General features: G+C 63.9%; 11 protein-coding genes. 5 read left to right on the plus strand and 6 right to left on the minus strand.

What is annotated here, in order from left to right; translation table 11 throughout:
* Positions 1–31: 31 nt before the first annotated feature.
* The gene (locus BLS61_RS18905; protein WP_090433451.1) at positions 32–1906 is read right to left on the minus strand and encodes a c-type cytochrome; all 1875 of its coding nucleotides are present in this window, start codon (positions 1904–1906) and stop codon (positions 32–34) included.
* Between the two features lie 229 nt (positions 1907–2135).
* Here BLS61_RS18905 and BLS61_RS18910 point away from each other — a divergent pair, with 229 nt between their 5' ends.
* Positions 2136–3344, plus strand: coding sequence for a sigma-54-dependent transcriptional regulator (locus BLS61_RS18910; RefSeq protein ID WP_244157979.1), 1209 nt, complete (start codon positions 2136–2138; stop codon positions 3342–3344).
* A gap of 72 nt (positions 3345–3416) precedes the next feature.
* A complete protein-coding gene (locus BLS61_RS18915; protein WP_090433482.1) occupies positions 3417–3884 on the plus strand; it encodes a DUF3429 domain-containing protein in 468 nt (155 codons plus the stop codon).
* Here BLS61_RS18915 and BLS61_RS18920 read toward each other — a convergent pair.
* From BLS61_RS18920 to BLS61_RS18935, 4 genes are read right to left on the minus strand one after another with little or no spacing between them, the layout of a single operon-like run.
* Positions 3852–4403, minus strand: a complete 552-nt coding sequence (locus tag BLS61_RS18920; protein ID WP_090433453.1) for an AAA family ATPase — start codon at positions 4401–4403, stop codon at positions 3852–3854. The genes BLS61_RS18915 and BLS61_RS18920 overlap by 33 nt on opposite strands.
* Positions 4400–4969 carry a nicotinamide riboside transporter PnuC gene (pnuC, locus tag BLS61_RS18925; protein WP_090433455.1) on the minus strand — a complete coding sequence of 190 codons (570 nt, stop codon included), beginning with the start codon at positions 4967–4969 and terminating at the stop codon, positions 4400–4402. The genes BLS61_RS18920 and pnuC overlap by 4 nt, the downstream gene beginning before the upstream one ends.
* Positions 4970–5022: 53 nt before the next feature.
* Complete coding sequence (locus tag BLS61_RS18930; protein WP_090433457.1) at positions 5023–5637, minus strand: hypothetical protein; 615 nt, start codon at positions 5635–5637, stop codon at positions 5023–5025.
* Between the two features lie 7 nt (positions 5638–5644).
* Positions 5645–7279 (minus strand): methyl-accepting chemotaxis protein, encoded by a 1635-nt coding sequence (locus BLS61_RS18935; RefSeq protein WP_090433459.1) that lies wholly within the window; start codon positions 7277–7279, stop codon positions 5645–5647.
* A 250-nt stretch (positions 7280–7529) separates the two neighbouring features.
* Between BLS61_RS18935 and BLS61_RS18940 the strand changes: the two genes are divergently transcribed.
* Positions 7530–8360, plus strand: coding sequence for an undecaprenyl-diphosphate phosphatase (locus BLS61_RS18940; protein ID WP_090433461.1), 831 nt, complete (start codon positions 7530–7532; stop codon positions 8358–8360).
* Positions 8357–9079, plus strand: coding sequence for a DUF1294 domain-containing protein (locus BLS61_RS18945; protein ID WP_090433463.1), 723 nt, complete (start codon positions 8357–8359; stop codon positions 9077–9079). Before BLS61_RS18940 ends, BLS61_RS18945 begins: the two co-directional genes overlap by 4 nt.
* On the opposite strand, the gene BLS61_RS18950 is transcribed toward BLS61_RS18945, so the two are convergent.
* Positions 9065–9418 (minus strand): MmcQ/YjbR family DNA-binding protein, encoded by a 354-nt coding sequence (locus tag BLS61_RS18950; RefSeq protein ID WP_090433465.1) that lies wholly within the window; start codon positions 9416–9418, stop codon positions 9065–9067. The two genes, BLS61_RS18945 and BLS61_RS18950, sit on opposite strands and share 15 nt — an antisense overlap.
* 150 nt (positions 9419–9568) lie before the next feature.
* On the opposite strand from BLS61_RS18950, the gene BLS61_RS18955 reads away from it, so the two are divergent.
* Positions 9569–11413: a sensor domain-containing diguanylate cyclase gene (locus BLS61_RS18955; RefSeq protein WP_090433467.1), complete on the plus strand. Its 1845-nt coding sequence runs from the start codon at positions 9569–9571 to the stop codon at positions 11411–11413.
* Positions 11414–11682 lie beyond the last annotated feature (269 nt).

The following is an 11682-nucleotide window of genomic DNA, read 5'->3' on the forward strand; positions in this document are numbered from 1 at the left end:
TAGCAATCCTTGTTCCTGATATCGGTTGAAATCAGCCTTCGCAGCTCGGGCCGGGTGTCCAGGGTCGTGCCGGCACATCGCTGAGCCGGGTTTCCAGCTCGGCGTTGCCGAGCACCTTGAGGTATTCGATCAGCGCCAGGCGCTCGTCCGGCGACAGGGCGCGGCCGATCACGCCTTCCTGGCGGCAGCCATCGCGGAATTCATGGCCGCCGTTGCCATTGCCGGTGACGCGGGTGTCGAGCAGGAAGCCGCCTTCGAACGCCTCGCTGCGATAGCCCACCCTTACCGGATCGTATTCGAAGTTGCCTACCCAGAACCGGGCCTGCCGCTCGTAAACGGGGGACAGCAGTTCGAACAGGTTGGCCACCGAGCCGTTGTGCAGGAAGGGCGGGGTGGCCCAGATGCCGTCCAGCGGGCGCGCCTTGTAGCCGCGTTTCTCCTGAACGCCGATGGGCAGGCCGTAGCCATCCATTTCCTGGCGCTGGCGTGGGCCTATGCCGGCGTCCTGGTAGGCGCGGTTTTCCACGTAGGCGGTGATGTAGGCCAGGGCCTTGGCGCTGGAGATGCTCTTGAAATCGACCTCGTCGAGACTGGAGCCGAACAGCTTTACGTCCAGGCGCGACAGCTCGGCCTTGGTCCAGCCCAGGCGGCTGATGTCGAAACGATGATCGGCGATGTTGTCGGCGGTGGTCGGGTCGGTGCCGACGACGCTGATCGGCACCACGCGCATCCGCCACTCGGGATCGCGTGACGGCGCCAGACGCTGGTCGCGCGGTTTGGGATCGGGGGCGTGGCAGTAGGCGCAGTTCTCGCTGTAGAGGGCCTTGCCGCGACTGGCCAGGGGCAGGTCCACCGCGCCGAATATGGCCTCCGGCCATTGCGGTGGTTGCAGGCGCTTGAGGGTTTCCTCGAGCGTGTAGAGATCATGCAGACGCACACTGGAGGCATAGCGATCGGCTTCGATAACGCCTTTGCCGTGTTCGTCGAGCAGATGCAGGCTGGCGCCGACGCCGAGAGCCTCGCCGACGTTACGTGCCATCGGCTGCATGGCCGAGCCGTTCCATTGCACCCAGTCGAACTTCCAGATGTCCCAGAGATGCGGATAGCTCACCGGGGCGTTGGCGATGCGGTAGTTGGCCTCGTCCAGGGTGTCGCCGAACACGGTGTTGGCGATGCGGCCGAACGCATCGGTACGGCCGAAGCCTTCTTCGGTCGGATACAGGCCGCGATGCCAGTCGTTGAATGCCGTGGCCAGCAGCCGGTCCAGCACCTGTTTGAAATCCTCGCGCAGCCGGTCGCGACCCTGCGGGTACTGGTCGCCCAGCACTGCCTGAGCGAAACGGCGGAATTTCAGTGGGTTGTAGTAGGTGAAGGCCATGCTCATGCCCAGCGCCTGGCCGAAGCCGCCGCCGCGCAGGGTGGGTACGGTCGAGGCCAGTGAATGCAGGGCGGCGCCGCCGTCTATGCGCACGGCCTGGCCCTTGTAGCGCAGCTCGCCGGTATGGCAGGCGGCGCAGCTGATATCGAGAAAGTGCTCGCCGCTCTCGCTGTCCTGATGGCGGGTGAAGCCCACCGGCAGGTTGCCGGGGTTGAGCGCGCTTGGCTGTTGCCTGGGATCGGTGAGGAAGCCGAAGCGGGCGAGGTAGTCGAGGCGGGCGAACTTTTCCGTGCCGAATGGCATTTCCAGCGCAGTGAACCAGTCGTAGCGCAGGCCTTTAACCGTGGTGCCCTGGGGCGTGTAGTAATAGGTCTGGCGCTGCTCGTCGCTCCACTGCGACAGGTAGTGCAACTCGCTGGGTTGCTGGTAGACCGGCAGGTTGGGGTTGGCCACGTAATACAGCGCGACCGCCACAGCTATCAGGGCCAGCACAACGACGATTTTCAGGGTACGACGCAGCAGACGCATTGGGGGACATCCTTGTAGCGTTCTTATTCGATTGGCTCGTTATGCCAATACTGCGTGCTGTTGGCAAGGTGCCATCGCCGTGATCACGAAAACTGCGCAATAACCCACAGGAACAACGCTTATAGAGAAATGATCCATTAAGCGTCAAAGTTCTTGCTAGCGTTACAGTTATGAGCGCCAACGTATTGTTTTTATTGGAATTACAAAATAATGGCGTCAAGGATGGGGTATGGAGGCTGTTTCCGTCGTATCCCGGCGTTTGCTGGTGCTCGAACCTTTCGCGGCATGCGCGCCGCTGATTCAGCCGTTGCAGGTGGCGGGCTGGACCTTGCAGCGTTGCACGCCGGAAACCTTCACCGCCCAAGCCGGCGATGCGCTCCTGCTCCATCTCGATGAGCACCCGGGCCATGAGCTGCGCAAACACCTGCAACGAACCGGGCTGGCTTGCGTGGCGCTGGCCAATACCCAGCGACTCGAGTCATTCGATATGCAGGAGCTGATCGGCGAATGGTTGTTCGCCGTACTGCCATTGCCGGTGGAAACGCCACGCCTGCTGGAGGCCTTGCAGCAGGCGCAGGCAGCTACGCGCTTGCGCCGCCTGAAAAGCGGGCGCCAGGCGCTGCAGTTTCTCGGCAACAGCGGCCCGGCGCGCAGCCTGCGCAAGCAGATCGACCGCCTGAGCCGTGGCGATGCTCCGCTGCTGATCCGCGGCGAGCGGGGCAGCGGCAAGCACCTGCTGGCGCGCCTGCTTCACCAGCATTCCGCTCGCCGCGCGCAGGCCATGCGCCACATCGACTGTGCCGAGGTTTTCGATGACGCGCTAATGGCCGCATCGAGCGCCACCACCCTGTTGCTGGAAAACGTCGCAGCGCTGCCAACTGCTGCGCAGCAGCGCATGTTGGGCTACCTGCAGGCCCATCCGCGTGCGTCGCTCGTGACCCTGGATCAGGGGGCGCTGGTGCAGGCGGTGCAGCAGGAGCGCTTCGACAGCGCGCTGTTCGGCCTGTTGTCGGCGCAGCAGGTCGATACACCGAATCTGCGCGAGCACCCCGGCGACCTGTTGCTGCTGGCCGAGCACTTCGCCAGGCAGCATGGTGCGTCGATCGGGCGCCATCACCGGCACTTCGGCGAGGATGCGATCAGTGCCATGACCGCCTATCCCTGGCCGGGCAATGTGCGCGAATTGCGCCATCGCGTGCTCCGCGCCCTGGTCCTGGCGCAGGGGCGACAGATCCTGGCCGCGGACCTGGGCCTGCAGCCGGTACGCGCCCACCTCGACACCCCGGTGACGCTGGAAGATTACATCCTGCGCGCCGAGCGCCAGGCGCTGAACGATGTGCTTGGCCGCTACACCCACAACATGAGCCAGGCGGCGCGCACGCTCGGAATTTCACGGCCGACCTTCTATCGCCTGCTACACAAGCATCGCCTGCGCTGAGGCCAGTGGCTGTAACGCCGGAGAAACACTGCTAAGGTGCTGCTCGACATCGCTATCGCCAAGGAGAACCTCATGCATCCGTTCGACGCCGAGAAACCGCCGCAACTGGCCGTGCTGCTGGGATATGCCGGGCTGTTGCCATTCGTGGGCGGTGCGCTGGGCATCTGGGTCATCCCCCTGGGGTGGCGGCCGTTCGTGCTGAACGCGCTGCTGGACTTCTCGGCGGTGATCCTGGCGTTCATGGGCGCCATTCACTGGGGCCTGGCGATGCGCGCCGAAGAGACCGACGAGAATGCCAAGTTGCAATTGGGGCTGTCGGTGATTCCGCCGCTGCTGGGTTGGGCGGCGCTGGCAGGCGGCTTGCCGATGGGCCTGTCGCTGCCGATCTTCCTGTTCTCCTTCATCGGCCTGTACCTGGCCGACATGCACGCAGTACGTGTCGGGCTGGCGCCGCAATGGTATCCGGCACTGCGCACGCCGCTGACGCTGGTGGTGTGCCTGAGCCTGCTAGTGGCCTGGGCCAGCGTGCTGATCCGCTGAGCCGAGCAGCGCGGCGACCTGCACCAGCGCTGCCTGGCGCCGCTCGCTCCAGTTGCCGGACAGCTCGCTGAAGGGCTGGCCGTTGCGCAGCAGCCAATCCCGGCAGGCCCGGTGAAAGGCCTGGCGCTCGACCAACTGCGGCTGACAGCGCTGGCCATCCCCGACCCAGGGCACGCCCGCAGGGTCGAGCAGCAGGTGCTGGTCGTAGTGACGCGCACGCAGCTCGGTTTCCAGCCAGTCTGGGCAGTCGCCGAACAGGCAGTGGCTCCACAACATGTTGCTCAGCAGATGGGTGTCGAGAATCAGCAGCGAGGGTTCGGCTGCCCTTGCGGCATCCTCCCAGGCCAGTTGCCCACGGGCGATCTCGGCTATATCGGCGTAGCAGGTATCGCGCCGTTGTTCGTCGATGAAATGGCGAACGTACTCGCCCACCACCACACCACCGAAACGGGCCTGTATTTCCCCCGCCAGCCAGCTTTTGCCGCTGGACTCCGGCCCGGTCAGCACCAGCACTTTCATGGCGCGTACTGCAAGGCCGGGTCGCGGCGCCAGCTCAGCCAGCCGCTCACGGCGAGGGCGGTGAAGGCTGCATAGAGGAGCGCAGTGAGATACAGCTGGCTATCCAGGAAGAAGGCCACGTAGCAGAGGTCCACCACCACCCAAAGCGCCCAGCACTGCAGGCGCTTCTGCGCCATCCACAGCTGTGCGACCAGGCTGAAGGCGGTCAGCGCCGAGTCCAGCCAGGGCGAGCTGGCGTCGGTATAGGTGGCCATCAGATAGCCGAGCAGCCAGGCGCCGAGTGCGCCGACCAGCAGGCCGGCAGCAACCGCGAGCGGTCCCAGGCGGCTGACCTTGCGTCCATCATGACGATCGCCGCCGCGGGTCCACTGCCACCAGCCGTAGAGCTGCAGGGCGGCGAACAACAGTTGCAGGAGCAGGTTGGAGTACAGCCGCCAGTCGTAGAACAGCCAGGCGTAGAGCAGCACCATCACCAGCCCGATGGGCCAGCACCAGGGGTTCTGCCGGACGGTCAGCCATACCGCGACGATGCCGAGCCCGGCAGCAATGAGTTCGAGCCAGGACATGCGGCGTACTCAAAAGAAATGGGGAAGGGCGCGATTGTACTGATGTGGGCGGCTCAGCACACCAGGCTGTCGGCCTGTCGGTAGAGCATCAGCAGCTTGCGCGTGATGGTCTGCTGGATGTCATCGCGCTCGAAACTCGACAACCGCTCCAGGCGCGCCAGCTGCAGGCGGTGCAGGTGAATGTAGGGCATCTGCTGGTCGAATTCGCGCAGGTCGCCCTTCATCAGCACCGGCAGGAACAGGTCGCCGATTTTCTTCTGGTTGCTGATGATCTGCGCCAGCGCCGGCTTGAAGGGCATGGTCTTGGGCGCCGGGCCGCCGTCCTTGATCTGGGTGCTGAGCAACAGGCCCGGCTTGCCCACGACCCGGCCCGGCAACACGCACAGGCCGGTCTTGCGAATGGCCTGGCGGTCGATGCCGTGCAATGTGTCGTGGAAGGCATAGGGGTTGGGCAGCACCACCATCTTGCGGCCGAGATCGCTGGGGAAGTGCAGGCTGTAGTTGGTGTAAAGCTGCCCCACCGATTCGGAATAGACGCACAGGCGGTTCTCGAACAGCTTGATGAAGCGTTCGGCCAGCTCGCGGCGCGCAATGCTGTCCAGGTCCCAGATCAGGTCCTGGTTCTGCGGTCGACTGAAATCGACCTCCTGGTGCTGCATGTTGCTCATGTGCGCCTCATACGCGGAATTGCCCGAGCAGACGGTTGAGCTGGTCGGCCAGCTGTTTCAGGTGCTGGCTGGCCGCATTCGACTGTTCGGCGGCTTCGGCGGTGTTGTGTGCCAGTGCTGCCGTCTGCGTGACGTTCTGGTTGATGTCCTCCACCACGTGCGACTGCTCAAGGGTGGCGCTGGCGATCGAGGCATTGAGCCCGCTCAGGTTGCGCAGCGACTGGGCGATCTGCGCCAGGCTGTCGCCGGCCAGGCTGGCCTGTTCCACGGTCAGTTGCGACGCGCGGCTGCTGTCGTGGATCACCTTGACGGCGGCTTCGGAATTACCTTGCAGACGCTCGATCATGCCCTGGATCTCGGCGGTGGACTGCTGGGTACGCTGCGCCAGCAGCCGTACCTCGTCGGCGACCACGGCGAAACCGCGGCCCTGTTCGCCAGCCCGTGCCGCCTCGATTGCGGCATTGAGGGCCAGCAGGTTGGTTTGCTCGGCAATGGAGCGGATCACCTCCAGCACGCTGCCGATCTGTGTGCTCTCGCTGGCCAGCGACTGGATCACCTCGACGGCCTTGTCGATGGTACCGGAGAGTTGATCGATCTGGCGCAGGCTCGCTTCGATGTTCTGCTGGCCCTGGCCAGCCTGGTCCTCGGCCGTATGCATTTCGCTGGAGGCGTGCTCGGCGTTCTTCGCCACGTCCTGCACGCCGTAGGTCACCTGGTTGACGGCGGTTGCCACCAGTTCCATCTGCTGCGCCTGCTGCTGGCTGTGGCGTTGCGCTTCGCTGGAAATATCACCGAGCGAACGGGCAGCCTGGTCCAGCGAGCCCGCCGAGTCGAGCATCTGCCGGATGACCTGGCGCAGCTTGTCGGTAAAGGCGTTGAAATAGTTGGCCAGCGCGGTGAGCTCGTCGCGGCCATGGGCATCGAGGTTGCGCGTCAGGTCGCCTTCGCCGCTGGAGATGTTGGCCATGGCATCCACCGCCGCCTGCAGGGGCTGCACGATGCTGCGGGTGATCAGCACCACCAGCACCGCCAGCAGTACGGCGATCAGCAGGCCGATGCTCATGGCTTTCAGCGCCTGCGCCTTGAACACCGCCTGCACTTCATCGACATAGACGCCCGAACCGATGATCCAGCCCCAGGGCTGGAACAGTTCGACGTAGGAAATCTTCGGCACCGGATCGCTGGCCCCAGGCTTGGGCCAGCGGTAGTCGACCTGGCCGGCGCCCTGGCTGCGGGTTATGGCGACCATCTCGTTGAACAGCGCCTTGCCATCCGGGTCCTTGAAACCCGAGAGGTTCTGCCCCTCGAGCTTGGGGTTGGTCGGATGCATGATCATCACCGGCGTCTGGTCGTTGATCCAGAAGTACTCCTGGCCGTCGTAGCGCAGCCCGCGGACCAGTTCCATGGCCTGCTTCTGCGCCTCCTCGCGGCTCAGGCTGCCGGCGCTTTCCAGTGCATGGAAATGCTTGAGGATGCCCGCTGCGCTCTGCACCACGTGCTCGGTCTTTTCCGCTTTGCTGTGATAGAGGTCGGTATGGATCTGGCGCAGCATGTAGGCGCCCTGCAGGACCAGCGTCAGGATGGCCAGTGCGAGGATCAGCCATAGGCGCCGGCTGATGGGAAGACTGCGTAAGCTGTTCATGGACGAATACCTGATTGTTGTAATTGTCAGCGTCAGGGCGACTCAGAATGCGCAAGGCAATACTGTCACATCGGGACATTATTCACTCTAGTTGTCTGATAGCATTTCGGCCGCCGGGCGCAAAACCTGAACGAGCAAGCGAGCCAGACACGCGCGAGGAACCTGCGTGGCGGGTTTTTGTCCCACGGCGGGGCCTGTGTTTCATGTCGTTGTTTTATGCGTAGGTAGTTGCCACGCTTTGGGGGATTTGATGGATATCTGGATGGCCTTTCAGGCCCTGATTCTGGGCGTGGTGGAAGGTCTGACCGAGTTCTTGCCCATTTCCAGTACCGGGCACCTGATCGTGGTCGGCGATCTGTTGGGGTTCAATGGCGACGAGGCCACCGCTTTCAAGATCATCATTCAGCTCGGCGCCATTCTGGCGGTGATATGGGAATTCCGGGCGAAAGTGCTCGGCGTGGTCGTGGGCCTGCCCAGCGATCCCAAGGCCCAGCGTTTCACCTTCAACCTGCTGCTGGCGTTCATTCCCGCGGTCATCTTCGGTCTGGCCTTCGCCGATCTGATCGAGCACTGGCTGTTCAATCCGATCACCGTGGCCATGGCACTGATACTCGGCGGCATCATCATGCTCTGGGCGGAAAAGCGTGACCATGCGATCAAGGCCGAAACCGTCGACGACATGACCTGGAAGCTGGCCCTGAAGGTCGGCTTCGCGCAATGCCTGGCGCTGATTCCCGGCACCTCGCGCTCGGGGGCCACCATCATCGGCGGCCTGGTGTTCGGTCTGTCACGCAAGGCAGCGACCGAGTTCTCCTTCTTCCTCGCGATGCCGACCATGGTTGCAGCCACTGTCTATTCGCTGATCAAGTACCGCGACATCCTGCAGTGGAGCGACCTGCCGATCTTCGCCATCGGTTTCGTCAGCACCTTCATCGTGGCGATGATCACCGTGCGCGCCTTGCTCAAGTTCATCACCAATCACAGCTATGCGGTGTTCGCCTGGTACCGCATCGCCTTCGGCCTGGTGATCCTCGCCACCTGGCAGTTGCACCTGATCGACTGGAGCACGGCGCAGCCGTGATCGGTAACGAGCGCAAGGGGCGCCTCAAAAGCTGGGATGACGCCAAGGGTTTTGGTTTCATCCAGCCGCTCAAGGGCGGCGCTGAAGTCTTCGCGCACATCTCGGTGATGCGCGGTGATCGCCGCCCGCAGCCGGGCGACGAGGTGCTGTTCATCGAAGGGCGCGACGAAAGAGGGCGACCACGTGCCGAGCACTTGCGCCTGGCTGGTGAGCTCGCCCTCGATCGCCAGTCCATCCGGCGCAAACCGAAGACGCCCGGCACGGCAGCACCGGTAGTGCGAAAGGCTGCTGCCAAATCCACGCACCGCTCATCGACTCAAGGCTCCATCCAGAACTTCTCCAGCAAGGCCTTGGTGCTCGCTTTGCTGTGCTTCCTGCCATTGCTCGGCTGCGTGACGCTGTTCGGCAAGGGGCTCTGGTGGGTACTGCCGCTTTATCTGCTGGCCAGCCTGCTGAGTTTCCTGCAGTACTGGCTGGATAAACGCAGCGCTCGGAGCGGTGGCCGACGCACGGCGGAAAACACCCTGCATCTGGTCGAGCTGGCGGGTGGCTGGCCAGGTGCGCTGATCGCTCAGCAGAGATTCCGGCACAAGACGCGCAAGGCGTCCTATCAGGCTGTGTTCTGGCTGATCGTCGCAGTTCATCAACTGTTCTGGATCGATCTGCTGCTGCTCGACGGCGCCTACATCGCTCGCCACATACCCTTATTCGTCCAGTAGCAGGCCGGGTTGCAGGCGCTTGGGCAGGCGGCGCACCACCAGTTGATGCGAGCGCGTCAGCAGCTGGCGCAGCTCATCGTCGCCCAGCGGCGGCCGCTGGGCGCTCATGCTGATCCAGTAAGCACGGGCCAGGTACGGGGCAGGGCGGATGCCCGGACGGTCGACATGACCGAGAAACAGGTCGTTATCGACCTTGAATGCGAGGTCCGCGCCGAGAAAGTCGAGAATGGCGAACATCTTGTTGCCGGCCACCGAGAACACCCGGTTGCTGCCCCACTTGAGGTCTTCGCGGGCGCCGGGCAGGGCGAGGCAGAAGGCGGCTATCTGATCCGGTGTCATGGCTCTTTCCCTGGCGGTAGGCAGGCCAGTCTAGCGAAGGCAGATCAGTCTGCGTAGGCGCGCTTTGGCGCCGCCCGGTTGTCTTGTAGACTCTGCCTCCCCCGTGCTCACCCGCGAGCCGGGCTCGTCCGAGCCCCGTCGATACCCGCCATGAATGCCCGTCACCGTCTGCGCTTGTCCCCCTGGCTGCTGCTGAGCCTATTGCTGTGCTGGTCGACATGGGCCGGTGCCGTCCCTCTCGATGTCGCACAGCCGAGCGAGCAGCCGCTGTCGCTGACCACCCACGCCGGAATCCTGGAGGATGCCTCGCGGGCGCTGCAGCTTTCGGACGTGCGATCAGCAGAGATGGCCGCACGTTTTCGTTATCAGGAGTCTCCCAGCACTTCCTTCGCCCTGGGCTTCACCCGCTCGGCATACTGGTTTCGGCTTGACGTTGGCAACTCCGGCGATCAGCCGTTGACGCGCCTGCTGGTAGTCGACAACCCGCGTATATCCCTGGTCGATGCCTACGTGCCGGACGGGCAGGGTGGCTACCGCACCTGGTTCACCGGCGCGGATCGCCCGCAGACGGGCAAGGCCTACGCCAACCGTAACTTCGTCTTCCCGCTGCACCTGCCGGCGCACACGCAACAGGTGGTGTACCTGCGCGTCGAGTCGAGCATCGGCCTGCACGTGCCGCTGCAACTCTGGACGGCCGACGCGCTGCGCAGCTACGAGCGCGAAGACGATATGGCCCGCGCCGGCTACATGGGCATCGCCATCGCGATGCTGCTGTTCAATCTGATGCTGTTCATCGCCCTGCGAGATCGCCTCTATCTGCTCTATGTGACTTTCGTGCTGATCACCGCCAGCGCCCTGACGATCAAGAACGGCATGGCCCCGGACTGGACGCTGCTCGGCCTGCCGCTCAACGGCAACGTGGTCTACTACTCGGCGGTCTCGCTGACCCTGAGCGCCATGCTGCTGTTCATGCGCGGCATGCTGCAGACCGCGCGCCAGCTGCCACGGGTCGATCCTGGCTTGCGTGCATTGATTGCGCTGTATCTGCTTTCGCCGCTGATCTATGCCTTCGCGTTGCCCCAGGTGTCGCGCGTGGCCATCGTGGTCAACCTGCTCACCGCCTTCGTCATGCTCGGCGTGGGCCTGGCCTGCGCTCTCAAGCGTCAGCGCAGCGCCTATTTCTTCCTCGCCGCCTTCGGTCTGCTGATCCTCGGCGGTGCCAGCACCAGCCTGCGCGCCATGGGCCTGTTGCCGACCAACGCCTTCACGGTCGACGGCCTGCAGCTCGGCTCGTCGCTGGAGATGCTGTTGCTGGCCTTCGCCCTGGCCGACCGCATCAACGTCATGCGCCAGGAAAAACTGCAGGCTCAGGCCAGGTTGCTGCAAACCCAGGAGCAACTGGTGGATACCCTGCAGCGCTCCGAGCGCGAGCTTGAGCAACGCGTCGCCGCGCGCACTGCAGAGCTGCAGATACTCAACAGTCGCCTGGAAACCCTCAGCCTGACCGACGCCCTGACCGGCATCGCCAATCGTCGCCACTTCGACGAGGTGCTGGACAAGGAATGGAAGCGCGCCCAGCGTGTCGGCGAGCCGTTGGCCCTGGCCGTGCTGGATGTCGACTGGTTCAAGGCCTATAACGACCATTACGGCCACCCGGCCGGCGACAGCTGTCTGCAGCAGATCGCGCAAACCCTGGCCGCCACCATCAGCCGTTCCACCGACATGGTGGCGCGCTATGGCGGCGAGGAGTTCGTCTTTCTCGCGCCGTCGACCGGTCCCGACGGGGCGCACAGCATGGCCGAGAAGCTGGTCCGAGCCGTCGAGGCCCTGGCGTTGCCACATGTGCGCTCGCCCTTGGGTCACGTCAGTATCAGCGTCGGTATCGCCTCGATGCACAACGATGGCAACAGCCCGGCACAGGCGCTGGTGCAGCGTGCCGATGCGGCGCTGTATCGGGCCAAGGCACAGGGCCGTAATCGGGTGGAAGGCGGCTGATAAAAGGTTTCTTGCATGGTTTGGGAAAATGCGGGGTGACGCTGGACTGGCAATGTAAGTGTTAGCTGTCGATGACTTGGCACTATCCATTACCGCGTGTACTGAGCGTTTGGGTTGCGCCCCTTACGGGCGCCACACCTTGATTCGCTGCGCTCACCCTTCGGGTCAGCCTGCGGCTGTTACTCCGCTGCGCTACGTTTCGTTGCTTGCCCAAGAAAGGTGTGCCAAAGAAGGGCACCCCGACATCCGGGTTTCGCTACGCGAAACTT

It is taken from the genome of Ectopseudomonas guguanensis (assembly GCF_900104265.1).
GTDB lineage: Bacteria > Pseudomonadota > Gammaproteobacteria > Pseudomonadales > Pseudomonadaceae > Aquipseudomonas > Aquipseudomonas guguanensis.

What these genes read in the sequence shown, in the direction of transcription:
- BLS61_RS18905 (WP_090433451.1), bottom strand. Translation starts at nt 1,906, where the DNA reads ATGCGTCTGCTGCGTCGTACCCTGAAAATCGTCGTTGTGCTGGCCCTG.
- BLS61_RS18910 (WP_244157979.1), top strand. Translation starts at nt 2,136, where the DNA reads ATGGAGGCTGTTTCCGTCGTATCCCGGCGTTTGCTGGTGCTCGAACCT.
- BLS61_RS18915 (WP_090433482.1), top strand. Translation starts at nt 3,417, where the DNA reads ATGCATCCGTTCGACGCCGAGAAACCGCCGCAACTGGCCGTGCTGCTG.
- BLS61_RS18920 (WP_090433453.1), bottom strand. Translation starts at nt 4,403, where the DNA reads ATGAAAGTGCTGGTGCTGACCGGGCCGGAGTCCAGCGGCAAAAGCTGG.
- pnuC (WP_090433455.1), bottom strand. Translation starts at nt 4,969, where the DNA reads ATGTCCTGGCTCGAACTCATTGCTGCCGGGCTCGGCATCGTCGCGGTA.
- BLS61_RS18930 (WP_090433457.1), bottom strand. Translation starts at nt 5,637, where the DNA reads ATGAGCAACATGCAGCACCAGGAGGTCGATTTCAGTCGACCGCAGAAC.
- BLS61_RS18935 (WP_090433459.1), bottom strand. Translation starts at nt 7,279, where the DNA reads ATGAACAGCTTACGCAGTCTTCCCATCAGCCGGCGCCTATGGCTGATC.
- BLS61_RS18940 (WP_090433461.1), top strand. Translation starts at nt 7,530, where the DNA reads ATGGATATCTGGATGGCCTTTCAGGCCCTGATTCTGGGCGTGGTGGAA.
- BLS61_RS18950 (WP_090433465.1), bottom strand. Translation starts at nt 9,418, where the DNA reads ATGACACCGGATCAGATAGCCGCCTTCTGCCTCGCCCTGCCCGGCGCC.
- BLS61_RS18955 (WP_090433467.1), top strand. Translation starts at nt 9,569, where the DNA reads ATGAATGCCCGTCACCGTCTGCGCTTGTCCCCCTGGCTGCTGCTGAGC.